The organism is Actinoplanes sp. SE50/110 (assembly GCF_900119315.1).
Lineage (GTDB): Bacteria > Actinomycetota > Actinomycetes > Mycobacteriales > Micromonosporaceae > Actinoplanes.
Genome location: NZ_LT827010.1, coordinates 2,632,682 through 2,657,598, shown reverse-complemented (window position 1 = coordinate 2,657,598; position 24,917 = coordinate 2,632,682). Strand labels below are relative to the sequence as shown.

Annotated in this window: 21 protein-coding genes; 12 read left to right on the top strand and 9 right to left on the bottom strand. The window is 72.0% G+C overall.

The genetic code is table 11. From position 1 onward, the window contains the following. Positions 1–86: 86 nt before the first annotated feature. Together ACSP50_RS11860 and ACSP50_RS11855 are read right to left on the bottom strand one after the other, a co-directional pair. Complete coding sequence (locus ACSP50_RS11860; protein WP_014689430.1) at positions 87–1,421, bottom strand: aspartate aminotransferase family protein; 1,335 nt, start codon at positions 1,419–1,421, stop codon at positions 87–89. 11 nt (positions 1,422–1,432) lie between these two features. Next, positions 1,433–2,923: a CoA-acylating methylmalonate-semialdehyde dehydrogenase gene (locus ACSP50_RS11855; protein WP_014689429.1), complete on the bottom strand. Its 1,491-nt coding sequence runs from the start codon at positions 2,921–2,923 to the stop codon at positions 1,433–1,435. Positions 2,924–2,983: 60 nt separating this feature from the next. On the opposite strand from ACSP50_RS11855, the gene ACSP50_RS11850 reads away from it, so the two are divergent. Further along, entirely contained in the window at positions 2,984–4,312 is a 1,329-nt protein-coding gene (locus ACSP50_RS11850) for an aminotransferase class I/II-fold pyridoxal phosphate-dependent enzyme (RefSeq protein WP_014689428.1), read from the top strand. A gap of 81 nt (positions 4,313–4,393) precedes the next feature. Further along, entirely contained in the window at positions 4,394–4,969 is a 576-nt protein-coding gene (locus tag ACSP50_RS11845) for a Uma2 family endonuclease (protein ID WP_043511268.1), read from the top strand. Here ACSP50_RS11845 and ACSP50_RS11840 read toward each other — a convergent pair. Continuing rightward, complete coding sequence (locus tag ACSP50_RS11840; RefSeq protein WP_052311562.1) at positions 4,950–6,530, bottom strand: serine/threonine-protein kinase; 1,581 nt, start codon at positions 6,528–6,530, stop codon at positions 4,950–4,952. The genes ACSP50_RS11845 and ACSP50_RS11840 overlap by 20 nt on opposite strands. Before the next feature lie 157 nt (positions 6,531–6,687). Here ACSP50_RS11840 and ACSP50_RS11835 point away from each other — a divergent pair, with 157 nt between their 5' ends. Then, positions 6,688–7,455, top strand: coding sequence for an inositol monophosphatase family protein (locus ACSP50_RS11835; RefSeq protein ID WP_014689425.1), 768 nt, complete (start codon positions 6,688–6,690; stop codon positions 7,453–7,455). 121 nt (positions 7,456–7,576) lie between these two features. On the opposite strand, the gene ACSP50_RS44590 is transcribed toward ACSP50_RS11835, so the two are convergent. Then, positions 7,577–8,437 (bottom strand): DUF3618 domain-containing protein, encoded by an 861-nt coding sequence (locus tag ACSP50_RS44590; RefSeq protein WP_014689424.1) that lies wholly within the window; start codon positions 8,435–8,437, stop codon positions 7,577–7,579. A gap of 415 nt (positions 8,438–8,852) precedes the next feature. Here ACSP50_RS44590 and ACSP50_RS41770 point away from each other — a divergent pair, with 415 nt between their 5' ends. Continuing rightward, entirely contained in the window at positions 8,853–9,953 is a 1,101-nt protein-coding gene (locus tag ACSP50_RS41770; protein ID WP_155123481.1) for a hypothetical protein, read from the top strand. Here the strand turns inward: ACSP50_RS41770 and ACSP50_RS11825 are convergent. Next, positions 9,919–10,338 (bottom strand): phage holin family protein, encoded by a 420-nt coding sequence (locus ACSP50_RS11825; protein WP_014689422.1) that lies wholly within the window; start codon positions 10,336–10,338, stop codon positions 9,919–9,921. The genes ACSP50_RS41770 and ACSP50_RS11825 overlap by 35 nt on opposite strands. A 747-nt stretch (positions 10,339–11,085) precedes the next feature. On the opposite strand from ACSP50_RS11825, the gene ACSP50_RS11820 reads away from it, so the two are divergent. From ACSP50_RS11820 to rhaI, 5 genes are read left to right on the top strand one after another with little or no spacing between them, the layout of a single operon-like run. After that, the gene (locus ACSP50_RS11820; RefSeq protein ID WP_014689421.1) at positions 11,086–12,114 is read left to right on the top strand and encodes an autoinducer 2 ABC transporter substrate-binding protein; all 1,029 of its coding nucleotides are present in this window, start codon (positions 11,086–11,088) and stop codon (positions 12,112–12,114) included. A gap of 4 nt (positions 12,115–12,118) precedes the next feature. After that, positions 12,119–13,618, top strand: a complete 1,500-nt coding sequence (locus ACSP50_RS11815; RefSeq protein ID WP_014689420.1) for a sugar ABC transporter ATP-binding protein — start codon at positions 12,119–12,121, stop codon at positions 13,616–13,618. Then, positions 13,615–14,571, top strand: a complete 957-nt coding sequence (locus ACSP50_RS11810) for an ABC transporter permease (RefSeq protein ID WP_014689419.1) — start codon at positions 13,615–13,617, stop codon at positions 14,569–14,571. The genes ACSP50_RS11815 and ACSP50_RS11810 overlap by 4 nt, the downstream gene beginning before the upstream one ends. Beyond that, complete coding sequence (locus ACSP50_RS11805) at positions 14,568–15,599, top strand: ABC transporter permease (protein WP_014689418.1); 1,032 nt, start codon at positions 14,568–14,570, stop codon at positions 15,597–15,599. The genes ACSP50_RS11810 and ACSP50_RS11805 overlap by 4 nt, the downstream gene beginning before the upstream one ends. Next, positions 15,596–16,747 (top strand): L-rhamnose isomerase, encoded by a 1,152-nt coding sequence (gene rhaI / locus ACSP50_RS11800; protein WP_014689417.1) that lies wholly within the window; start codon positions 15,596–15,598, stop codon positions 16,745–16,747. The genes ACSP50_RS11805 and rhaI overlap by 4 nt, the downstream gene beginning before the upstream one ends. An 8-nt stretch (positions 16,748–16,755) precedes the next feature. On the opposite strand, the gene ACSP50_RS11795 is transcribed toward rhaI, so the two are convergent. Then, on the bottom strand, positions 16,756–17,142 hold the full coding sequence (locus ACSP50_RS11795; RefSeq protein ID WP_014689416.1) for an Hpt domain-containing protein: 387 nt from the start codon (positions 17,140–17,142) through the stop codon (positions 16,756–16,758). A 53-nt stretch (positions 17,143–17,195) separates the two neighbouring features. Continuing rightward, entirely contained in the window at positions 17,196–18,398 is a 1,203-nt protein-coding gene (locus tag ACSP50_RS11790; protein WP_014689415.1) for a response regulator, read from the bottom strand. An 84-nt stretch (positions 18,399–18,482) separates the two neighbouring features. Here ACSP50_RS11790 and ACSP50_RS11785 point away from each other — a divergent pair, with 84 nt between their 5' ends. Beyond that, positions 18,483–19,739 (top strand): GAF domain-containing sensor histidine kinase, encoded by a 1,257-nt coding sequence (locus ACSP50_RS11785; protein ID WP_231956910.1) that lies wholly within the window; start codon positions 18,483–18,485, stop codon positions 19,737–19,739. A 4-nt stretch (positions 19,740–19,743) separates the two neighbouring features. Continuing rightward, a complete protein-coding gene (locus ACSP50_RS11780; protein ID WP_014689413.1) occupies positions 19,744–21,348 on the top strand; it encodes a methyl-accepting chemotaxis protein in 1,605 nt (534 codons plus the stop codon). A 34-nt stretch (positions 21,349–21,382) separates the two neighbouring features. On the opposite strand, the gene ACSP50_RS41765 is transcribed toward ACSP50_RS11780, so the two are convergent. Together ACSP50_RS41765 and ACSP50_RS41760 are read right to left on the bottom strand one after the other, a co-directional pair. Then, on the bottom strand, positions 21,383–21,703 hold the full coding sequence (locus tag ACSP50_RS41765) for an STAS domain-containing protein (protein ID WP_014689412.1): 321 nt from the start codon (positions 21,701–21,703) through the stop codon (positions 21,383–21,385). Next, on the bottom strand, positions 21,700–22,128 hold the full coding sequence (locus ACSP50_RS41760; protein ID WP_014689411.1) for an ATP-binding protein: 429 nt from the start codon (positions 22,126–22,128) through the stop codon (positions 21,700–21,702). The genes ACSP50_RS41765 and ACSP50_RS41760 overlap by 4 nt, the downstream gene beginning before the upstream one ends. A gap of 127 nt (positions 22,129–22,255) precedes the next feature. On the opposite strand from ACSP50_RS41760, the gene ACSP50_RS11770 reads away from it, so the two are divergent. After that, positions 22,256–24,196 carry an ATP-binding protein gene (locus ACSP50_RS11770; protein WP_172898750.1) on the top strand — a complete coding sequence of 647 codons (1,941 nt, stop codon included), beginning with the start codon at positions 22,256–22,258 and terminating at the stop codon, positions 24,194–24,196. Positions 24,197–24,917: the final 721 nt, after the last annotated feature.

Below are 24,917 nucleotides of genomic sequence, written 5' to 3'. Positions count from 1 at the left end.
GGGAACCTTGTCACATCCTTGACGGATGTGACAAGGGAATCCGAAGTAGTTTCCAATCCGGAAACAGAAATCAGAAGCAGAGTGGCTCAGGATCCGTAGAAACCGTCGGCAACCGTCAACGCCTCGTCCAGGATGGTGAGACCCTCGCGGACCTCCTCGACACTGGTCGTGCAGGGCGGGACCACGTGCACCCGGTTGAAGTGGGTGAACGGCCAGAGCCCCCGCTCCTTGCAGGCCGCGGCCACCTCGTTCATCGGTCCGGCGGCCGCTCCGGCCGCGTTGAACGGCACCAGCGGCGTCCGGTCCGCGTCCTTCACCAGCTCGATCGCCCAGAACACGCCGAGGCCGCGGACGTCGCCCACGCTCGGGTGCTTCTCCTTGAGCTCGGCCAGGGCCGGGGCGATCACCTCGGTGCCCAGCATCCGGGCGTGCTCGACGATCCCCTCCTCCTTGAAGATCTCGATCGAGGCGACCGCGGAGGCACAGGCGAGCGGATGACCGGAATAGGTCAGGCCGCCCGGGAACGGCCGCTCGCGGAACGTCTCGGCGATCTCGTCGGAGATCACCACCCCGCCCAGCGGGAGGTAGCCGGAGTTGACCCCCTTGGCGAAAGTGATCAGGTCGGGCACCACGCCCCAGTGGTCGACCGCGAACCACTCGCCGCACCGGCCGAACCCGGCCATCACCTCGTCGGCGATGAACACGATGCCGAACTCGTCGCAGATCTCCCGGACGCCGGCCAGGTAGCCGGGCGGCGGGACCAGGATGCCGTTGGTGCCGACCACCGTCTCCAGCAGGATCGCGGCGATGGTGCCCGGCCCCTCGAAGACGATGGTGTCCCGCAGGTGCTGCAGCGCCCGCCGCGACTCCTGCTCCTCGCTGTCGGAGTGGAACGGCGACCGGAACGGGTACGGTCCCCAGAAGTGCACGACACCGACCGCGACCGGCTCGTTCGGCCAGCGCCGGGGGTCGCCGGTCGCGGTGATCGCGGTGGCCGTCGAGCCGTGGTAGCTCCGGTAGGTGGCGAGCACCTTGTGCCGGCCGGTGTGCAGCCGGGCCATCCGGATCGCGTTCTCGTTCGCCTCGGCGCCGCCGTTGGTGAAGAACACCCGGTTCAGCGAGCCGGGGGCGAGCTCGGCGATCAGCCGGGCCGCCTCGCCCCGCTTGTCGTTGGCGAAGGCCGGCTGGATGGTGCAGAGCCGGGCCGCCTGCTCCTGGATCGCCGCCACCAGCCGCGGGTGCTGATGCCCGATGTTGATGTTCACCAGCTGGGACGAGAAGTCCAGATACCTCCGGCCGTCGTAGTCCCAGAAGTAGGAACCGGACGCGCCGGCGATCGGCAGCGGGTTGATCAAGCCCTGCGCGGACCAGGAGTGGAAGACGTGCGCGCGGTCGTCCGCGCGGACCTGAGCCTCAGACATAGTACGAATCCTCACCGAGTCTGCGGGAAGCCGAGGTCGATCGCCGAGGTTCCGGGATCGGGCCACCGGGAAGTCACGACCTTGCCACGGGTGAAGAAGTGGATGCCGTCCGGGCCGTACATGTGGCTGTCGCCGAACAGCGAGGCCTTCCAGCCGCCGAACGAGTAGTAGGCCACCGGAACCGGGATCGGCACGTTGACGCCGACCATGCCGGCCTCGACGTCGAACTGGAACCGGCGGGCCGCGCCGCCGTCCCGGGTGAAGATCGCGACGCCGTTGCCGTACTCGTTCTCGTTGACCAGCCGGACCGCCTCGGCATAGGTGTCGACGCGGACCACCGACAGCACCGGGCCGAAGATCTCGTCGGTGTACACGGTCATGTCGGTGGTGACGTTGTCCAGCAGCGTCGCCCCGAGGAAATATCCGTCCTCGTCCGCGATCGCCGACTTGCGGCCGTCGGCGATCACCGTGGCGCCGGCCTGTTCGCCGGCGGCGATGTAGCCCGCGACCCGGTCCCTGTGCTGGGCGCTGATCAGCGGCCCCATGTCGACACCCCGATCGGCCCCGTTGCCGACCCTGATCTTCGGCAGCCGGGCCGCGATCGCCTCGACCAGCGGGTCGGCGATGTCGCCCACGGCCACCACCACCGAGATCGCCATGCACCGCTCGCCCGCCGCCCCGTACCCCGCGTTGATCGCCGCGTCGGCGGCCGCGTCGAGCTCGGCGTCCGGCAGCACGATCATGTGGTTCTTCGCGCCGCCCAGCGCCTGCACCCGCTTGCCCTGCGCGGTGCCGGTCTCGTAGATGTACTTCGCGATCGGGGTCGACCCGACGAAGCTGACCGCCGCGATGTCCGGGTGCACCAGCAGCGCGTCGACCGCCTCCTTGTCGCCGTTGAGCACGGTGAAGACGCCCGCCGGCAGGCCGGCCTCGGCCCACAGCCGGGCCAACCAGAGCGCCGCGGACGGGTCCTTCTCACTGGGCTTGAGGACGAACGCGTTGCCGGCGGCGATCGCGGTCGCGCACATCCAGAGCGGCACCATGACCGGGAAGTTGAACGGGGTGATGCCGGCGACCACGCCGAGCGGCTGACGGATCGAGTACACGTCGACGCCGGTGGCGGCCTGCTCCGAGAAGGCGCCCTTCATCAGGTGCGGGATGCCGGTGGCGAACTCCACGTTCTCCAGGCCCCGGGCGATCTCGCCGGCGGCGTCGGCCAGCACCTTGCCGTGCTCGGCCGTGACGATCGCGGCCAGCTCGGCGGTGCGCCCGGCCAGCAGCTCGCGGAAGGTGAACAGCACCGCGGAGCGCCGGGACAGCGATGCCGCGCGCCACGCCTCGGCCGCCTCCTTGGCGACCGCGACGGCCTCGGCGACCTCGTCGGTGCCGGCCAGGGCGACCTCGGCGGTCTGCTCGCCGGTGGCGGGGTTGAAGACCGGGGCGACCCGGCCGGACCGGCCGGCACGCTCCGCGCCGCCGATCCAGTGCGCAATCTGATTCATGCGGCCGAGATTATGTGACGACCATGGACCGAACAATGCTTGAAATGTACTGTAACAAAAATGTTCGAGGCGATCTTCGCGAGACTCACCGACCCCAGCGCACGCGGCCTGGCCGAGGCGCTCAGCCGGGCGATCGGCGACGGCGCGATCGAGGCCGGCGCCAAACTCCCCCCGGTCCGCACGGTCGCCACCGAGCTGCGCCTGTCGCCCAGCACGGTCAACGCAGCCTGGCAGCTCCTGCGCCGGGCCGGCACCATCCGGACGGACGGACGCCGCGGCACGGTCGTCGCCGCCCCCGGCTCCGGCGGCCCCGGGCGTTATCGGGCGGCCCTGCGCCGCGCCGGCGGCTTCGGCCTCGACCTGTCCACCGGCGTGCCCGACCCGCGACTGCTCCCGCCGATCCCGGCGCTGCACGGCCTCTCCCCCACCCCGACCAGCTACCTCGACGAGCCGGTGCTGCCCGAGCTGGCGGCCCTGCTCCGCGACCGCTGGCCCTATCCCGCCGACCGCCTCGCCGTCTTCGACGGCGCGATGGACGCGATCGACCAGGTCGCGTCGTCGCTGCTGCGCCTCGGCGACCTCGCGGTGGTGGAGAACCCCTGCTTCCCGCCCCTGCTCGACCTGCTCGAGGTGCTCGGCGTCCCGGTCATCGGGGTCGGCACCGACGCCGAGGGCATGCTTCCCGCGCAGCTCGCCGCCGCCCTGACGCGGCGCCCGGCCGCGGTGTTCCTGCAGCCGCGGGCGCTCAACCCGACCGGCGCGTCGTGGTCACCGTCGCGGGCCACCGCCCTCGCCGCCGTCCTGCAGAAAACGCCTGAGGTGTACGTCGTGGAGGACGACTCCGCGGGCGACCTGGCCGCCGGGCCCCTGTCGTCGATCGGCGTCCACCTGCCCCGCCAGACGATCCACGTGCGCAGCTTCTCCAAGTCGCACGGCCCCGACCTGCGCCTGGCCGCGGTCAGCGGCCCCGCCGGCGTCCTCGACCCGATCCTGGAACGCCGGCTGCTCGGCCAGGGCTGGACCAGCCGCCTCCTGCAGCGGCTGCTGCTCTGCCTGCTCACCGACCCGGCCTCGGTGGCCGCGGTGGCCGCCGCCCGGGACGAGTATGCGCGGCGCCGCCGCCTGGTGGTCGACGGTCTGCGCGCGGCCGGCATCGACCTGCCCGACGGTGAGGGGATCAACCTCTGGCTACCGGTCGCCGACGAGCAGGCCGCGCTGCTCAGCCTGGCCAGCGCCGGGATCGGGGCGGCGGCCGGGACGGCGTTCACGGTCGGCCCGGGCTCGCCCCACCTGCGGATCACGGTCGGCCTGGTGACCACCGACCACGCCGCCGTCGCCAGCCGCCTGGCCCACGCCGCCCACACCCTGGCCCCGGCCATCCCCCGTTGACTCACCTAGCCGAGTAACCACTTGCCCCGCGACAACTAGGCATGGGATGCTCGATGCATGAGCGCATGCGACACTCTTCCCATGAGCCAGGTCACGCTCCCTTATCACGAAGGCCCCTGGTCCGAGGATGACTACCTCGCGCTCGGCGAAACCGACCATCGCATCGAGCTGATCGACGGGAGCCTCTGGGTGAGCCCGGCACCTAACCGACCGCACCAACACATTTCCGCATTCCTCTGGCTGGCTCTGCAAGCAACAGCGCGAACGGCTGGGTTCCAGGTTCTTCTCACCACCAACCTTCGACTGGCGACGGGACGCATCCTCATCCCCGATCTGGTGGTGGACAACGGTCCGCCCCTCGAAATTGTCGGGGAGGCAACCGACGCGGTCCTCGTCTGTGAGATCACCTCGCCGAGTAACGCCACCTCGGACCGCATCTTGAAGAGGGCACTCTATGCGGAAGCCGGCGTCCCGTGGTATTTGCTCGTCGAGCCGGATTTCAGCGACTACGCATCGCTGACGCTGCGCCTGTTCCGGCTGACCGGCCGGGAATATGTCGAGCATGCCCTCGCCAAGCAGGGTGAAACACTCCGCTCGCGGTTGCCATTTCCCATCTCGATCAGCACTGACGATCTGATCAGTCCTTGGCGGGAATGAAACTCTTGAAAACCACTTCGAGGACGTCCTTCTCGTATTTGGCCCAGTCGGCGTCCGGGGTCTGGAACCAGAAGCCGTAGGCGTGGTGGGCCGACGTCACGACCCCCCGGTTGTTGACGTGCTGGACGCCGTTCTTCCGGAAAGTCCACTCCCAGTCGGCGGCCTTCACGAAATAGGAGACCGACTCGAGCTTCTTCTCGTCGTACCCGGGGAAGTCGCCGCCGCGCAGGCGCGTATCCCGCTGTGACTTCCAGTCCGCCACCGGATCCGACCTTGGGTGGTCGGTCTGGTCGATGCCGAGCACATGCCCCTTGCCGTCCCGCCAGTACCGCATCGACGATCCGGAACTCTTCGACGTCGTCCAGCCCTCCGGCACGTACACCGAGAAGCCGGTCGCATCGTCGTAAACCTTCCACCCGGCCGGCAGCGGCGGACGCCCGTTCGCCGGACTCGGACTCACGCTCGGACCGCCACTCAGGCTCGGACTGACACTCACGCTCGGCGTCACGCCGGCCGAACCCGCCGCCGACGGCTCCGCGCCGGCAACCGCGATCGCGGCCGTCGTCGCCGGGGCCGGCCCGGTCGTCGTCCTCGGCGACGGACGGTTGAACCAGAACACCGCGAATCCCGCGAGCAGCACCACGATCAGCGCGCCGACCAGCAAGATCCGATTTCCGCGTACGCCGTCGGTCGCCTGCTGCACCGTGTCATCCACCGGGGTGCGGGGCTTCGGCACCGACCGGGACCGCTCCAGGTCGGCGACCGCCCGCTGCAGCAGCCGCTCCGCCTCCGCCGCCACGATCCGCTCGTCCGGATCTTTCCGCAGCAACCCGTCCAGCACCGGGGTGAGCGGGCCGGCGTGCTGCGGCGGGTCCGGCTCCTCGGTGGCCAGCGCGGCCAGCGTCGCCATCGTCGACGCCCGCTGGAACGGCGAATGGCCCTCGACCGCGGCGTACAGCGTCGCGCCCAGCCCCCACAGGTCGGCCGGCGGCCCACTCACCCCGTACCGCGCGCGCTCCGGCGCCATGTACAGCGGCGAGCCGAGCAGCACATCGGACCGGCTGGTCAGGCTGTCGTCGTCGATCGCCGCGATGCCGAAGTCGGTGAGCAGCACCCGGCCGTCGTCGGCGAGCAGCACGTTCGCCGGTTTGACATCCCGATGCTGCACCCCGGCCCGGTGCGCCGCCTCCAGCGCGGCCAGCAGGTCGAGGCCGATCCGGGCGGCCCGGTACGCGTCCAGCGGGCCGTCCGACTCGATCACCTCCCGCAGCGAGCGGGACGGCACGTACTCCATCACGATCCAGGCGCGATCGTCCAGCGAGAGAACGTCGTACACCTGCACCACGCTGGGATGACTCAACCGTGCCGAAGCCCGCGCCTCGCGCAGGGTGCGCCGCGTCGCGTCACCCTCGGCGAGCTCCTCCGGCAGGTCCAGCAGTTTGACCGCGACGTCGCGTTCCAGGGTCTCGTCCCGGGCCAGCCACACCTGGCCCATCCCGCCGCGGCCGAGCTCGGCACCCAGCCGGTATCGTCCGGCGAGCAGGGTCGGCGCGTCAGGCATGTCCTTGGACATACCCTCCCCGGGCGCCTCCGCAACGTCCGCCGCCTCCGCGGCCGCCGGGCGCGGTGGATCTGCTGGGGAGTTCATCGAGCCTGCCGTTCTGGGCCGGGGGGATCAGCGACGGATCATCCTCGCACGCCCGCGATACCGTTCCCGCGTGGATCACGAGACCGCCATCACCGCCGCACTCGCCGCCGCCACGGTCATTCGGGATCGGTACGGCCGCAGTCTAGACCGCGTCGACAAGGGTGGCGGGGACTTCGCGACCGCGGCGGATCTCGCGGCTGAACAGGCCATTCACGACGTTCTACGGGCCGCGCACCCCGGCGATGCGATCACCGGCGAGGAGACCGGCGCCTCCGGCCCCACCGGCGCCCGGCGCCGCTGGCTGGTCGACCCGCTGTGCGGCACGCTCAACTACGCGGCCCGCACCCCGCTGGTCGCCGCCAACGTCGCCCTCCGCGACGGCGCCCACCTCACCGCCGCCGCGAGCGCCGACCCGTTCACCGGCGAAACATACTGGACGGACGGCTCGTCAGCCCGGCTGCGTCACCCGGACGGCACCGACACACCACTCACCCCTTCGGGCGAGTCGGCCCTGGTCGACATCAACCTCGACCCCCCGTTCCCCACCGAACCGGCCCGGATCGTCGCCACCCCCGGCTTCCGCGCCCGATTCCGCCCCCGGGTGATGTCCACCACCCTGGCCCTGCTCTGGGTGTCGGACGGTCGCCGAGCCGCCTACCTCACCTACGGCGACGTCTCCGACAGCGTCCACTTCGCCGCCGGCATCGCCATCTGCGAAGCCGCCGGCTGCGTGGTCACCGCCACCGACGGCTCCCCATGGCAGACCGGCCGGGGGCTGCTCGCCGCCGCCGACCCCGGCACCCACCGCGACCTCCTCGCCCTGATCCGCTCCACCTGATCCGCTGCCCCTGTTGCGTCTCTTCCTTGACGGCTGCCCATCACCGCTTTCCCGTCATCGGCCGGGCCGACGAAAAGGCCGGGCCTGCCGGCTTCAGCCGGCCGGCCCGGCGAATTCAGGGTCAGCGGGAACGCCGGATCAGGGCCACGCCGGCCGCGGCAGCGGCGAGGACCGCGCCGAGGAGAGCAAACTCCCTGGGCCGCGCAACGACCCGCCGACGAGCCGAACCGATCGCCGCGGAAGCCCGCTCCGCCGCATCCGCCGCCTGACACCCCATCCGCGCACTGGTCTGCGCGGTCGCCTCGGCGATCCGACCCGCACCGTGCGTCTTCTCCCCGGCGCCCGGCTCCCGCAGTTTCGCCATCGCCGCGGCCCTGACCGACTCCGCCCCACTCGCAGCGGATTCCCTCAGCTCACCGGCAGCCTGCGTCATCGCCTCCTTGGCGTGGCTGCCCCGTTCCACGGCCGACTCCTTGATCTGGGCCGCCTTCTCCCGAACCTCGTCCTTCACCGCGCTCAGCCCGCCTCCGGCGACCGCTCCCCCGCCGCCACTGAGGTTCCCCTCGGCAATCCCGCCGCCGGGCTTCGCCTCCGCGGCCCCGCCGCCGGGCTTCGCCTCCGCAGCCCCGCCGCCAGGCTTCGCCTCCGCGGCCCCGCCGACCTTGGCAGCCTTGTCCTTGATCTGCCCAGCCGCCCCGATGGCCGCGTCCTTGACATGCGCGGCCTTTTCCGCAGCCGAGTCCTTCAGCTCCGCAGCCGACTCCTTGACGTGGGCCACCTTGTCCGCAGCGGCACTCTTGACCCGCCCCGGAACGTCCACCTTCGCCACCAGCGCCTCGACCGTCTCCCCCATCTCGGCCCTGGTCTGCTCGATCTCGTTCCGCAGTTCATCGGCATCCCGCGGCGCGCCGGAACTCTGCGCCTTCCCTCCGGTCCCCGCCACCGGCTTCGCGCCCGTCCCCTGCTTCGCCTGCACCGCCATGGAACTCCCTCCCGAACTCTCGGCCTTCCGCATCCCGTCATGTCCCGCCCCAGCGTCCGGCCCTGCCCCCGGCGCACCACCGTGCCCGGCCGGCCCACCACCGTGCCCGGCAAGCTCACCACCTCGGGCCCCCGGCTCACCACCTCGGGCCCCCGGCTCCCCACCGCGGGCCCCCGGCTCCCCACCGCGGGCCCCCGGCTCATCAGCCGCGGCCTTTCCGGTAGCAGCCGCCGAGGCACTCTCTGCCATTCCCGACGCAGCGCCCTTCGCCTCCGCCGTCGCCGGGTGCTGCGCGGATTCCACCTTCGCGGCCGGCGGCACAGAACGCTCCGCCACCTCCGGCACGGAACCTCGCCCAGATCCCTCCGTCGCAGCCCGCGACCCCGAACGCTCCGCCGCCTCCGGCGTGACGTCCTTGACCTGGCCCTGGACAGGCTGGGACGTGGAACGCTGCCCGGTCGCCGATGCGCTCCCCGTCACCGGGCCCTTCGCAACCTGGGATGCAGCACGCGCCTCCGCTTTCGGCGCGGTGCCCTGCGGCCCCTCCGATCCGGTGCCCCCAATTGCCTGCGCCGGCGCACTCTTGGCCGGCGCCGGCGTCTTCTGGCCCGGACCAGGCTTCGGCGGCCCCGGCTTCGGGACGGCACCCGGCGACGGCACGGAGCTCGAAGGCCCCGGATGCGGTTTCGGCCGCGAGTCCGCCGCCGACCCGGGATGCGGCCTCGGTCGCGAATGCGCTCCCGCCTCGGAATGTGGCCTCGGGCGCGAGTCCGCCGCCGACCCGGAAGCCGACTCCGCCGAGCCGGCTGGGGCGGGCTTGGTGGGAACCGAAGCGGCAGGACCGGGCTTCGGGCTCGCCACCGGCGACGACGCAGCCGCGCTCGGCGACGCGCCAGGGCTCGGCTTCGGAGTCGCCACCGGCGGCGGCGCGGCGGCACCGGGACTCGGCTTCGGGGTGGCGGCAGTAGGTGAAGCGGTCGGGCTCGGCTTGGGTGGGCCGGGCTTCGCGGTCACCCCCGGAGCGTCCAGGCCGGTGGTCTTCGGAGGGCCGGGCTTCGGTGTGGTGGCTTGCGGCGCACTGCTGCCGACGGACCGGCTCCCGGCATCCGACGGGGTCGTCGCCGACGTCGAGGTGGAGCCCGACGTCGAGGTGGGGTCCGAAGGCGGCGGGGTGGGCCTGGGCGGTGCGCCCGCGCTGGAAGGTTTGCCGCTTTGGGGGCCGCCCGGGGTGGTGTTGCCGCGGGCAGTGCCGGTCGGCGCCTTACCGGCCGGGCCGCCGGTGGGGGTCTTGCCGGCCGCGGCCGGGGTGACGGCCTCTCCAGCCCGGGCCGAGCCGCCGGTAGGCGCCTTGCCGGCCGCGGCCGGGGTGACGGCCTCTCCAGCCCGGGCCGAGCCGCCGATAGGCGCCTTGCCGGCCGCGGCGGAGGATGGGGTGGCGGTCTCGCCGGGGCGCGCCGAGCCGCCTGTCGGGGCGTGGTCGGTCACCGGCTCCTCCCGGTGCGGGCGGCGGTCATGAAGGCGTCGACGTCTTCCCGGCCGCTGGCCATCGCTTCCTCGGGTTCCGGAGGCAGAGCGTCGCGAACCTGCCGACGGCCGACGAGTGCGGCGATGCCGGCGCCGGCGAAGAGGACCGCGGTGACGATCAGGGCGGCCAGCCAGACCGGCATCGCCAGGGCGAGCGCGGCGCCCGCGGCGACCAGCAGGGCGCCGGCGCCGTACATCGCCAACACTCCGGCGGCACCCAGCAACCCGGCGCCTTTGCCGGCGCGTTTGCCTTTCTCGACCATCTCCATCCGGGCGAGCGTCAGTTCGTCCCGCACCAGGGTCGACACCTGCTCGCTGAGCCGGCTGACCAGTTCCGCGGTGGTGGCCTGCTCACTTCGTGCGTCTGTGTGCGCCATCGTGCCCCTCCGTCCTGCGCAGCTTTCCGCAAGTCACGTACCCCTACGAAACCTGCCTAACCACCCCCAACCCCACACCCGCAGACGCTCCCAGATCCGGCGAACCGGCAACCCGCCCCCGACAGCCTGACCAACTCGGCAGACCGATTGACGCCGGCGAGGCCCAGCATCGCCGAGCCCGGCCCGGCCTGGGGCGCAGCGCAGGACATGGCGCAGCGCAGGACGCGGCGCAGCGCAGGGTAGGGCGACGCGGCACGGGCGGCGCAGGCGCAGGGCGGCGCAGGCGCAGGGCGGCGCAGGCGCAGGGCGGCGCAGGCGCAGGGCGGCGCAGGCGCAGGGCGGCGCAGGCGCAGGGCGGCGCAGGCGCAGGGCGGCGCAGGCGCAGGGCGGCGCAGGCGCAGGGCGGCGCAGGCGCAGGGCGGCGCAGGCGCGCCGCTCAATTCGGTGAAGGACGGCGGTAAACAGCGCGAGCCAGGCCGGATTGAAACGTCTCACGACAGGTATCGGATCTGGAGCTGCGGCCGCGGACGCTGAAGAACAAGGCCAGATGCAAGGTCAGCCCAGTGAGAAGATGCCCGAATTGTCCCACTCTGGGCGTGCAGCACGGCCGACCGCCGGCAATCCCGAAGCCCGCCCCGCCATTGAAACGTCTCAGAGCAGCTCCTCGCAGCCCTTGACCGCCCCGAAACCCAACCGTAACGTGTCCCGCACCACAGATAGAACGTTTCAAGTCGCCGGAGGCCGTCGATGCGTTCCCGACTCCCCTTTGCCCTCGCCCTCTCCACCGTCGCCGCCCTGGCGGTCTCGGGATGCACCAAGAAGAACGACACCGACGGGGCCCCCAGCGGCTCCGGTGACAGGAAGACCTACAAGGTCGCCTTCGTGCCGAAGCTGCAGGGCGTCCCCTACTTCGAGGCGATGAACGCCGGCGGCAAGGCCGCCGCCGCCGCGCTCGGCAACGTCGAGTGGCTCTATCAGGGCCCGACGCAGGCCGACGCCGGGGCGCAGGCCGACATCGTCCGCTCCTACATCCAGCAGAAGGTCGACGCCCTGATCGTCGCGCCGAACGATCCGGATTCGATGGCCCCGCTGCTGCAACAGGCCAAGGACGCCGGAATTCACGTGGCGACCGCCGACACCGACGCGCCGAACAGCGTGCGGGAGGTGTTCGTGAACCAGGCGACCGCCGACGGCATCGGTCAGGGGCTGACCGACGCGCTGCTCAAGGCGATGGGCGGCAAGGGCAGGTACGCGATCGTCTCCTGCGGCCAGACCGCGGAGAACCTGAACTCCTGGATCAGGGTGCAGCAGGCGTACACCAGGCAGAAGTATCCGGACGCCACCATCGTGGACACCGTCTACGCCGGGGAGGACCAGGCGAAGGCGACCCAGATGGCGACCGACCTGATGAACGCGCACCCGGACCTGACCGGGCTGGTCGGCGAGTGCACGTCCAGCGCGCCCGGGGTGGCCCAGGCCGTCAAGGACGCTGGCAAGATCGGCAAGGTGTTCACCGTGGGGCTGGGCACGCCGCAGTCGATGAAGCCGTACCTGAAGGACAGGTCGTCGTCGGCCGCCATCCTCTGGGACGTGCAGCAGCTCGGCTACCTGACCGCGTGGGCCGGTGCGCAGATCGCCCAGGGCAAGCCGATCCAGGCGACCAACGACGTCAGCGACAAGCTGCCGGCGGTCACCTACGACGCGGCCGGCAAGATGCTGCTGCTCGGGCCGGCGCTGCAGATCACCGACCAGAACGTCGACCAGTTCGGCTACTGAGCCGATGACGACGGGGACACCCCGGCTCCGGCTGTCCGGGATCGCCAAGCGTTTCGGTGCGGTGCGGGCGATCCAGCAGGCGGACCTGGTCATCCGAGAAGGCCGCGTGCACGCCCTGGTCGGGGAGAACGGCGCCGGCAAGTCCACGATGATCAAAATCGTGTCCGGGGCGGAGACCGCCGACGCGGGCACGATCGAGTTCGACGGCGAGCCGGTCCGGATCGGCGGTACGAACGACGCGATCGCCCTGGGCATCGCGACGGTCTACCAGGAGCCGCAGCTGTTCGGCGAGCTCACGGTCGCGGAGAACATCTTCCTCGGCCGCGAGATCACGAGAGCCGGACGGATCGACTGGGCGGCGCAGCAGGGGCGGGTGGCCGAGCTGCTGGAGCGGCTCGGCCTCCCGGCCCGCTCCGCGAATGCCGCGGTGAACACCCTGTCGGTGGCCGAGCAGCAGCAGGTGTCGATCGCGAAGGCGCTGGCCACCGAGGCGCGGGTGCTGATTCTCGACGAGCCGTCGGCGATCCTCACCGACGCCGAGATCGACGTGCTGTTCGACGTGGTGCGGCGGCTGACCGCGGCGGGGGTCGCGGTCATCTACATCTCGCACCGGCTGGACGAGCTGTTCCGGATCGCCGACGAGGTCACCGTGATGCGCGACGGCAAGACCATCGGGACGTACGACATGAGCGGGCTCACCGTGCGCCGGATCGCGGAGCTGATGGTCGGCGGGGTCCTCTCCGACGAGCGCCCGCACCGGGTCGTCCCGGACGGCCCGGCCGTGCTGGAGCTGCGTGGACTGGGCCGGGCCGGGCGGTTCGCCGACGTCGACGTGACGGTCCGCGGCGGCGAGATCGTGGCGCTGTACGGGCTGGTCGGTTCCGGTGTCTCGGAGATCGCGGCGGCGGTGTACGGCATCGACCGGATCACCGCCGGCGAGATCCACATCGGTGGGGAGCGGGTCACCCCCCGCTCCCCCGCGCACGCGCAGCGGCTCGGTGTCGCGCTGCTGCCGGCCAACCGCAAGGTCGAGGGGATATTCGGCGTCCAGTCGATCGCCTTCAACATCTCGGCCGGGCACCTGCGGCTGCTCTCCCGGTTCGGCACGTTGCTGGACCGGGGGCGGGAGCGCGGTGTGGCGCTGGACCTGATCAGGCGGCTGTCGGTGAAGACGCCGAGCGAACGGCAGCCGATCAGCGCGATGTCGGGCGGCAACGCGCAGAAGGTGGTGCTGGCCCGGCAGCTGGTCGAGCGGCCGAGGGTGTTGATCCTGGCCGAGCCGACCCAGGGGGTCGACGTGGGCGCCAAGGAGGAGATCCACCGGATCGTCACCGAGCTGGCCGACAGTGGCACGGCGGTGCTGGTGGTGACCTCGGATCTGCCGGAGGCGCTGCGGATCGCCGACCGGATCCAGGTGGTCCGCGGCGGCACCACGACGATGTCCTTCGGCCCGGACGCCAGCCAGGTGGATCTGTTGGCAGCGGCGGCGGGAGGCGACGAGTGAGGAACCGGGTCACCGGCCAGGAGCTGGTCCTGGTCGGGGTGATCGCGGTGCTCTGGGCGGCGCTGGCGGTGGGCACCCCGGCGTTCCTGACCGCCGGTTCGATCCAGCCGCTGCTGGTCGCGACCGCCCCGACCGCCCTGGTCGGCGTCGGCATGACCATCGTGATCATCACGGGCGGGATCGACGTGTCGGTCGGCGGCGCGCTCATGGTGTGTTCGGTGCTGACCGCGAAGGCGCTGGTCGGCCCGGGGGTCGACCCCGGTGTCGCGGTGCTGCTCCCGGTCGCGGTCGGCGGCGTGCTCGGGCTGGTGAACGGCCTGCTGATCGCCTACGGCCGGGTGCACGCGATCATCATCACGTTCGGCACGGCGAACCTGTTCCTCTTCGCCGGCCTGCGGATCTTCGGGTCCGGGACGGTCAACGGGATCCCCGGCACGCTCGCGTTCTTCGGGCGCGGCGCGGACGGGCGCACCCTCGGTGTCCCGCACGCCTTCCTGATCACCGTGCTGGTGACCGGGCTGGCCTGGTGGTATCTGCGGCACACCGCGGGCGGCCGGCACTTCTTCGCGATCGGCGGGGATGCGGTCGCGGCCCGCCTGGCAGGGGTCCGGGTGCAACGGCGGGTGCTCATCGCGTACGTCGTCACCGGTCTGCTCGTCGGTCTCGCCTCGTGCTTCGTGATCGCGCAGGGCACCTCGACGCTGGATCAGTCGGTCGGCTCGGGCCGGGAGCTCGCGGTGATCGCGGCCGTGGTGATCGGCGGGACGTCGATCATGGGCGGCCGCGGGTCGGTGACCGGGACGCTGCTCGGGGCGCTGCTGGTGCAGTCGGTGAGCTCCGGGGTGACCCAGCTCGGCTGGCGGTCGCAGCTGTCCGACCTGTTCGTGGGCGTGTTCATCATCGTGGCGGTGGGTGCCGACCTGCTGCGCGCACGGGCCAGGAGGAGTCGATGAGCCGGGTCGTCAAGATGCTGCTGACGCAGCGGATCGCGCTGCTCGCGGTGCTGATCGTCGCCGTGGTGGTGACGTTCTTCATCCAGGACGCGGGGGGCTACCTGACCGCGTCGTACGACTTCGACTACATGTCCGCCGCGCTGATCAACGCGGTGCCGCTGGCGATGCTGGGCCTGGCCGAGCTGCTGGTGATCCTTTCCGGACGCGGCGGCATCGACCTCTCGGTCGGCGCGATCGTCTCGCTGGCCGGCATGGTCTTCGGTTTCGCGTACGGGCACTGGGGCTGGCCGCTCGGGGCGGCGATCCTCCTGACCGCGGTCTGCGGGGCGCTGCTCGGCGCGCTCAACGGTTTCCTGGTCTCCTACATCGGGTTCCCGGCGCTGATCGCCACGCTGGCCACCTACTACGCGGACAAGTCGCTGGCCATCGTGATCAACGATCAGCAGCCGATCAGCACCACCCCGATCCAGCACCTGTTCGCGATCAGCCGCTCGGTGGAGCTGCCGCTGTTCGGCCGGTACGTGCCCGATGTGCCGCTGGGCGTCTTCACCTTCCTGCTGCCCACCGTGGTGGCGGTCTGGCTGCTGCTGGCCCGCACCGCGTACGGGCGGCGGCTGTACGCGATCGGCACCAACGACGTTGCGGCGCGCTGGTCCGGGCTGCCGGTGCGGGACACCCGGTTCAAGGCGTACGTCTACGCCGGTCTGCTCGCCGGGCTGGTCGCCGTGGTCACCGTCGGCCAGTTCGCCTCGGCCCGCCCGGACGCCGGGGTGTCCGGCAACGGGATGGCGCTGCCGGCGATCACCATCGCGGTGCTCGGCGGGGTGGCGATCACCGGCGGGATCGGCCGGGTGGCCGGCGTGGTCCTGGCCACCCTGCTGATCGTCTGGCTGAACGCCGGGATCCTGCTCGCCTTCATCGGCAACGAGGGCTCGCAGTACCAGCTGTTCGCGCTCGGCGCCGTGCTCGTCTTCGCGGCCCTGCTCAACGGGCTCACCAACCGCCGCTACGGAGGCACGTCATCATGAACCTGGACGACCTGGACGGCTTCTCCGTCGAAGTGCCCAGCTGGGCCTACGGGAACTCGGGCACCCGTTTCAAGGTGTTCACCGCGCCCGGAGTCCCCCGCGACCCGTACGAGAAGATCGCCGACGCCGCGCAGGTGCACCGGCTCACCGGCCTGGCGCCGCGGGTGTCGCTGCACATCCCGTGGGACCGGGTCGACGACTGGGCGGCGCTGCGCGCCCACGCCGAGGGGCTCGGGGTGCGGCTGGGGGCGGTCAACTCGAACCTGTTCCAGGAGGACGACTACAGGCTGGGTTCGCTCTGCCACCCGAACCCGGCGGTGCGCGACGAAGCGGTCGGGCACCATCTGCGCTGCATCGAGATCATGCACGAGACCGGATCGACGGACCTGAAGATCTGGCTGCCGGACGGACTGAACTATCCCGGTCAGGACTCGCTGCGCGGGCGGCAGGACCGGCTCGCCGATGCGCTCCGGCGGATCTACGACGCGCTCGGCGACGGCCAGCGGATCCTGCTGGAGTACAAGTTCTTCGAACCGTACTTCTACAGCATGGACATCCCGGACTGGGGCACCTCGCTGCTGCACTGCCTGGCCCTCGGGGAGAGGGCCACGGTGGTCCTCGACACCGGGCACCACGCGCCCGGCACCAACATCGAGTTCATCGTGATGCAGCTGCTGCGGCAGGGCCGGCTCGGGGCGTTCGACTTCAACTCGCGCTTCTACGCCGACGACGACCTGATCGTCGGCTCGGCCGACCCGTTCCAGCTGTTCCGGATCATGACGGAGATCGTGGCGGCCGGCGCGCACCGGCCGTCGTCCGGGGTCAACTTCATGCTCGACCAGTGCCACAACATCGAGGAGAAGATCCCCGGGCAGATCCGCTCGGTGCTCAACGTCGAGCAGGCGCTGGCCAAGGCGCTGCAGGTGGACCGGGACGCGCTCGCCGTCGCGCAGCGCGAGGGGGACGTGCTCGGCGCCAACGAGGTCCTGATGGCGGCCTACGAGACCGACGTGCGCACCGCACTCGCCGACCGGCGGGAGGCGCGGGGGTTGCCGCGGGATCCGGTCAAGGCCTTCAAGATCTCCGGGTACGCCGTGACCACCGCCGCCGAGCGGGCCGACGGCGCCCCGGCCGGCTGGGGCGCGTAGGCGGCTCGCTACCCGGGGCAGCGCCGGGCGTATTCGTCGGCCAGGGCGGACACGGCGCGCAACGCTCCGGCGGCCTCGGTGCGGATCAGGCCGGCCGCGGCCGCCGGGTCCACGACGCCACCGGCGCGGGCCTGGTCCTCGACCGAGGAGCAGACCGCGGCCAGGGCGGCGGCGCCGATGTTCGCGGCCGAGCCCTTCAACGCGTGCGCCTCGTCCCGCGTCAGGCCGGGATCATCCTTGGTGAGGGCATCGAGCAGGCGGTCGACGGCGTCGGGGGTCTTGGCCGCGAAGGATCGCAGCAGGCGCAGCACCAGAGCGATCTCGGCGGGTGACGGGTCCGGTTCGGTGATGGCATCGATCCGGGCCCGGACCGTGGCGAGCCGTTCGTCCTCCATCCGCCCATCCTGCTTCCCGGCAGCCGGGACCAGGGTCGGATTCACATTCCTGCTCAGCGGTGCCCCGCGTAGGCGGTGGGCTGGTAGCTCGCCCGGTAGGGGACGGCGGCGAGCACCGTCTCGATCAGTTCGATGGCGCGGGCGAAGTTGGTCAGACGGTCGAGCATCAGCTCGGTGATCACGGTTTCCTTGCCGATCAGCACCAGCCCGTTGGTCGCCACCACGTCCTCGATCAGCCGCATCCCCACCTCGAGCTCGGTCACCCGCACGCTCTTGACGGTGTCCTTGACCGCCCGGACCCCCTTGAGTCGCCGCAGCGCCGCCACGACATGCGGGTAGTGCCCCTCGCGCTCCTCGATCGCGGTGATCGCGTCGACCGCGTTGACTCCGCGGCTCTCCAGCATCTCGTAGTCGGTCGCCGTGCGCAGCACGGCGATCGCGTCCTCGGCCAGCGCCGAGCGCCCCTCGGCCGGGGTCGGCGCCCCGGTCAGCCCGCGCACGATGGCCAGCACCTCGCCCATCATCGGGATGTCGCCGAGCAGCCGCAGCGCGATCCGCGGCATGGCGTCGACCGAGGCCTGCTCGTCCGCGCTGAGCGGCAGCCCGCGTTCCACCTTGGTGAGGGTGGCGGCCGGCACGGCGACCGCGCCGAGTTGCGCGGCCATCGCGGCGACCTCGATCTCCCAGAGGCCGTCGAGCTGCAGGAGGTGGCAGAGTTCGCCGACCAGCGTGCTGATCCGCCCGGCTCGCCGGTAGGCCGGCGGGTTGGACAGTTCGAGCACCCCGAAGAGTGCTTTCACGCTGGTCCGCAGCGTCCGGTCGAGCAGTTCCCGGTCGGCGATCGCCTCGTCGTGCTTGGCCACCGAGGCCCGGATCGCGTCGCGCAGCGCGTCCGTGTCGGCCGGTTTGGGCAGGTAGCGGTAGACGCCGCCGGAGTTGATCGCGGCGACCGCGGTGCTCATGTCGCCGTGGCCGGTGTGCAGCACCCGGGTGATGTCCGGGTATTCCATCTGGACCCGGCGCAGCAGCTCGATGCCGTTCATCCCGGGCATCCGCATGTCGCTGATCACCGCGGCGGCCCGGCCGTGCTCGGCCAGCACCTTCAGCGCCCGCTCGCCGTCCGGCGCGGTGAGCACGTTGAACTCCCGCCCGAGCTGCAGGGAGAGCGCGTCGAGCACGGTCTGCTCGTCGTCGACGACCAGCACCATGGGTTTCTTGTCGTCGGCGGCCGCCGACTTGTACAGCTCGGTCCGCACAGGTCCTCCTCAACCTTGGTGCCGCACCGTATCGACACGGTGGGACGAGCCCTGAGCGTTACGTCAAAACCTCATGCCGGGCCGGTGGCCGCCGAAGTCACCTTCTGTGCGCCGGAGATCCCGCCACCTCGTGCCCTGGAGACGATGCAGATGAGCGCAGTCGGTGACGCGGCCCGGGTCGCGGCGGTGCGCAGCTACCAGTTGCTCGACGCGCCCCGCCCGGTGGTCCTGGACGAGCTGACCCGGCTGGCCGGCTCGGTCTTCGAGACCTCGATGTCGACGGTGACCCTGGTCGAGGCGGACCGGCAGTGGTTCGCCGGCAGCACCGGCATGCCGAGCAGCGGCGGGCCGCTGGGCAGTTCGTTCTGCGGGGTGGTGGTCGATCAGCGGATGCCGCTGGTGGTCGCCGACGCGCTCACCCACCCGGTCTTCCGCAGCTGGGAGAACGTGGTCGGTGCGCCGCACATCCGGTTCTACGCCGGGGTGCCGCTGGTCGACGAGGACGGGTTCACCCTGGGCACCATGTGCGTGCTCGACGACCGGCCGCGGGACACCGCGGACCGGCGGCTGGACATGCTGCACACGATGGCCGGGCAGGCGGCCGGCCACCTGTCCGGTGTCCGCAACCGGATGCTGCTGGCCGAGGTGGGTGACGAACTGTCCCGGGCGATCAGCCGGGAGGAGGATTTCGTCGCCACCGTGTCGCACGAGTTGCGCACCCCGGTCACCACCATCCAGGGCTACCTGGAACTGCTGGTCGACAACGAGGAGCTGGCCCCGTACCGCAGGATGATCGAACCGATCCAGCGCAACGGCGAGCGCCTGGTCCGGATGGTCGACCACCTGCTGGCCGGCACCCGTCCGGTCGGCACCCCGCTGCCGCTGCTGCGGGCGCAGACCGACCTGGTCACGGTGGCCGAGGCCGCGATGGCCGCGTGCCGCCCGCAGGCCGCGCAGCGTGACGTGTCGCTGGTGCTGGAGGTGGCCGGGGGCGCCGGGCCCTTCCCGGTGCCCGGCGACTTCACCCGGCTCAGCCAGGCCGCGGAGCACCTGATCCGCAACGGTGTGCTGTTCAGCCCGCCCGGGTCCACGGTGCGGGTGCTGGCCGACGAGTTCGGGCTGAGCGTGGCGGACGCGGGCGCGGGCATCCCGGCGGACGAGCTGCCGCACGTGGCCGAGCGGTTCTTCCGCGGCCGGTTCGCCCGGGAGCAGGCGGTTCCCGGGGTCGGCCTGGGTCTGGCGATCACCCAGCGGATCCTGCGGGCACACGAGGGCACACTGACCGTTATGTCCGACGGATCGGGAATGGGCACCACCACGAGGATGACCGTGATCTCCTGACAACATGCGGATCCTGCGGCGTCTACGGCTCGGTGGCCGCCTGTCGGTGGCCTTCGCCGTCGTGCTGGTGCTGCTCGGCGTGGCGGTCGCGATCGGCGCGGTCGGGCTGAACCGGCAGTCCACCGCGGCCGCGGACAATCGCGACCTGATGCGTCTGCAGCACCAGGTCGACCAGCAGAAATACTTCGACGGGGACATCTCCGGGTGGCAGGTCGCATACGCCTGGGACACCCGGCGCGGCGATCCGCGGAAGGCGGTCGACCCGGCCAGCGAGAACCGCGCCGGTTTCCTGGCCGACGCACAGGCGCTGCGGGACCTGCTGCGGGCCACCGACACCGGGCGGATGACCCCGGCCGAGCGCCAGCTCTTCGACACCCTCTCGGCCACCTGGGACGAGTATTTCAAGGCCGACTCGCAGGCGGCGGCCCTGTACGCCAAGGGCGACGTGGCGGGCGGCGACAAACAGATCCTCGGACCCGGATACGACCTGTACTTCGCGATCGTGCAGGGCACCGACAAACTGGTCGCCGCGGTCACCGGGCGCGCCGAGCAGGCCACCCGCACCGCCCAGCGGCAGGCGGCCACCGCCCGGAACGCTCTGATCATCGCGTTCGCCCTGGCCGTGGTCGCGGCCGTGCTGCTCACCGTGGTGGTCACCCGCAGCGTCACCGGCCCGATCGGCCGGCTGATCAGCACCCTGCAGGCGATGGCCCGCGGCGACCTGACGGTGCGCGCCGACACCGACGGCGGCGACGAGATCGCGGTGATGGGCCGGGCCGTCGACGAGGCGATCACCGGCATCCGCGGCAGCGTCGTCGAGATCGTCGAGAGCGGGGTGCGGCTCACCGAGGCGTCCGAGACGATGCGCCGGGTCAGCCAGGAGATCGACCAGGCGGTGGCGGAGGCCGATCAGCAGGCCGGGCTGGCCGCGGCGAGCGCCTCCGGGGTGTCCGGCAACGTGCACACGGTCGCCGCCGGCACCGACGAGATGGGCTCGGCGATCAGCGAGATCTCCCGCAACGCCGGCGACGCCGCGCAGGTCGCCACGGACGCGGTCGCCGCGGCCCGGGCCACCAGCGCCACCATCAACCGGCTCGGCGACTCGTCGGCGCAGATCGGCGACGTGATCGACGTGATCACCACGATCGCGGCGCAGACCAACCTGCTGGCCCTGAACGCCACCATCGAGGCGGCCCGGGCCGGCGAGGCGGGCAAGGGCTTCGCGGTGGTCGCCAGCGAGGTGAAGGACCTGGCCCAGGAGACCGCGCGGGCCACCGAGCAGATCTCCCAGCAGATCGCCGCGATCCAGAGCGACACCGGGCAGGCGGTGACCGCCATCGACGAGATCAGCCGGATCATCGAGCAGATCAGCGACTACCAGACCACGATCGCGTCGGCCGTCGAGCAGCAGAGCGCCACCACGGCCGAAATGAACCGCGGGGTGACCGAGGCGGCGAACGGCGCCAGCGACATCGCCGGCAACATCGCCAACGTGGCGAGCAGCACCGCGGCCAGCCGTGCGGCGGCCGGTCAGGCCGCCCGGACGGCGCACGAGGTGGAGACGCTCGCCGAGCAGTTGCGGTCCGCTGTTCAGCGGTTCCGCATCTGAGGGCGCCGTACGACGGTGCCGGCCCGCCGGTCGCTCAGGCGGCACCCCGATCGGGCGCCGACAGCAGGGCCAGTACCCCGGTGGCCTGCATGGATCGGTGCACGATGCCCTGCGCGCCGACCACCTGGCAGGTGGCGCCCCGGGTCTGCGCGGCGGTCCGGATGTTCACCAGGGCGTCGATGCCCGACGAGTCGCAGAAGGTCAGCCCGGCCACGTCCAGGATCAGCCGACGCACGCCCGGGGTGGCCAGCGCCGCCTCGGCCTCGGCGGTCACCCGGCCGGTGGTGGCCAGGTCCAGCTCGCCGTGCAGGGCCAGGCGGACCGCGCCCGGACCGTCGTAGCGGACGATCCTCATGCGACGTCCCCGCGGGCCGAGCCGGACGCCATCGGCGTGCCGGCGCCGGGGCAGGGCACCAGCCGCACCCGCACCTGTTTGCCGCCCTCGTGGTTGTGCACCGTCCAGCCTTCGGCGAGCGCCTCGATCAGGGCGATCCCGCGGCCGCCGGCGCCGTCCGGGTCGCGCCGCCGGGGCACCACCGAGGAACCGTCGGCGACCGACACGATCACCCGGCGGTCGTGGGCCTCGACCTGCAGGGCGACGCAGCCGCCGCCGTGCCGGACCGCGTTGGTGACCAGCTCGCTGACCACCACGGCGGTCACATCCAGCCAGTCGGGGTCGTCGAAACCCCAGCCACCGAGAACGGCGACCACCGCGCGCCGGGCCGCGCCGGGTGCGCCGTGGTGCAGAGGGACGTCCAGATAGGCGGTCAACGCACTCATGCAAGAAACTCCGCGAGTCGCCGATATGCGGGCGGAGGGTACCCACGAACGGCGGGTGACGAAACCTGAACGGCGCTGTCGTCTCTTTCAACCATTTACGCGGCTTATGTCGGCCTACAGTACGGTGATGGCAGCGGTGCTGGTCGTCGAGGACAACCCGGAACATCAGGCGGTGCTCGCCGAGATCGTCCGCCGGCTCGGCCACAGCGTGACGGTCGCCGATGACGGCCGGGCCGGGCTCGCCACCGCCCTCGCCGAGCCGTTCGACCTGATCGTCGCCGACGTCGACATGCCGCACCTGGACGGGGTGCGGATGTGCCGGGCGCTGCGCGCCGCGCCGGCCACCGCCGACGTGCCGGTCGTGCTGATCACCGGCTACCTGCCGCCCGGCGACACCCGGCTGGCCGAGGCCGGCGCCGCCGCGGTGGTACCCAAACCGTTCAGCGTCCGGGAGCTCACCGAGACCCTGCGCGGCTGCCTGCCGGTGCCGGCCGACGGGCCGTTCCTGTCCGAGCTGATGCGCAGCCTGGACAGCGGGGCGGTGGCCTGCGACCGACACGGCCGCATCGTGTTCGTCAACCGGGCGGTCCGCGACTTCTTCGGCGACGAGTGCGCCACCGTGCCGATCCGGGAATGGCCGCGCCGCTTCCAGCTGCGCCACCACGACGGGACCCCGCTGCGGCCGGACGAGATGGCGCTGGAGCGGGCGCTGCACGGCGAACCGGTGCACCACGCCGACGTGCGGACCAGCGACCGGCAGCGGCGGCCGCGCTGGCTGACCGTCAACGCCCGGCCGGTGCGCGACGCGTCCGGAGCCGTGCTCGGGGCGGTCGCCGCGATGCACGACGTCACCGGCGACCACCAGCAGCTGCGGTACGAGAAGTGCAAGGCCGAGGTACTGCACGCGCTGGTGCACGCCCGGGAGGTGGAACACGCCGGCGCGGCCGTGCTGCGCAGCCTGTCCACCTGCCTGGACTGGCCGTACCTGCGGTTCTGGCTGGTCGACGAGGTGTCCGGCCGGCTGCGCCCGGCGGTCACCCACCTCTCCCCCGGTGCCGAGGAGATCCCCCTCCCGCCCAGCCTGCGCCCCGGCGAAGGGGTGGCCGGCCGGTGCTGGACGACCGGTGAGCTGATCTGGGTGGCCGACATCCGGGCCCCGGACTCGCCGGTGATGGCCCAGGTCCTGGGCACCGGATACCGGTCGGCCGGAGCGGTCCCGGTGCTCAGCGCCGAGCAGGTGGTCGGCGTGCTGACCTTCTTCACCCCGGACCGGCAGGATGCGGAACCGGCGCTGACCGTGCTGCTCACCGGCGTGGCCGGGCTGCTCGGCGCCTACCTGGAGCGGCGCCGCTCGGACGAACTCGCCAACCAGCTGGCGGCCAGCATCGGGGAGTACATCGCGCTGGTCGGGCACGAGCTGCGCACCCCGCTCACGTCGATCGCCACCTACACCGACCTGATCGCCGAGTCCGGCGACGACACCACCATCGGCGAGGTCCGCGACCTGCTCGCGGTCATCGAACGCAACAACGCCCGGCTGCGCACCCTGGTGGAACGCCTCCTCGACCTGTCCGCCCTGGAATCCGGGCACGCCGGGCTGACCGTCGGCACCGTCGACCTGTCCGCGGTGCTGCGCGACGCGGCCGCCGCGGTCACCGCCGAGGCCGGCGACGGCGGCGCCCGGGTCCGCACCGACCTGCCGGACCGCCTGGACATCCCCGGCGACCAGGCCCGCCTGCGGCAGGTCGCGGAGAACCTGATCGGGAACGCGGTCAAATACAGCCCGCCCGGCTCCACCGTGACGGTCACCCTGACCGCCGACTCGGACGCCGCGGTCCTGGTCGTCACCGACACCGGGATGGGCATTCCGGCCGAGGAACGCAATCGCCTCTTCGCCCGCCTCTACCGCGCCACCAACGCCCGGCACAGCGGCATCCCCGGCGCCGGCCTCGGCCTGGCGCTGAGCCGAGCCATCGTCGAGCTGCACCACGGCACGATCACCCTGACCGCGGGCCACCCGGACGGCACCATCGCCACCGTCCGCCTCCCCCTGACCGCCACCGACTAGCCCGGCCAGCCCGACCTGCCAACCCCGGCCAGCCCCGGCCAGCCCGGCCTCCCGACCCCGGCCAGCCCGACCTCCTTGCCACGGGCAGCCCGACCTCCCGGCCCCGGCAAGCCCGACCTCCCGGCCCCGGCAAGCCCGACCTTCGCGCCCCCTCGGCACGGCGATCCCCGACCGGCGTCACCACACTCCGACGCTCCGCGTCCTCCGGCCGCAACGCGCCGCGCCGGCTCCGGCCGTTTCAGCAGGGCCCGTGGCCTCCGAACGCGGACCGTGCCGCCCATCCGCCCGCCGATACGGGCACCGCGCGGTGCCCGGCCAGCGGGCCGGCGATGTACGGCGCGCGGTCTTCCGCGCGCCGGTGGGCCGGCTACGCGCGGCGCGCGGTTTCCCGCGGCGGATCGGTGACGAAGCCGGGTTTCGGTGACCACCCGCGGGTGCAGCGCCGGAGGGCCGAGCGTTGTGGACGCGTAGCGGCCAGCTCGGCCCGGAGGTGCCCTCGGCGGGAGCGGCGGTCTGTCATCGGCCGCAGCGCACGACATCAGGATCTTGAAGTTGATCGTGCCCTTCATCCGGAGCGCAAGGTTGATCGTGACCGCACCCCGGGCGCAAAGTTGATCTTGATGATGTCCGCCGTTCCGGGCGCTAAAGTTGATCTTCATCACCCTCGTTCCAGTTGCCAAGGATGTGCAACAGCCACCCACCGCTAATATGCTGACTCCGA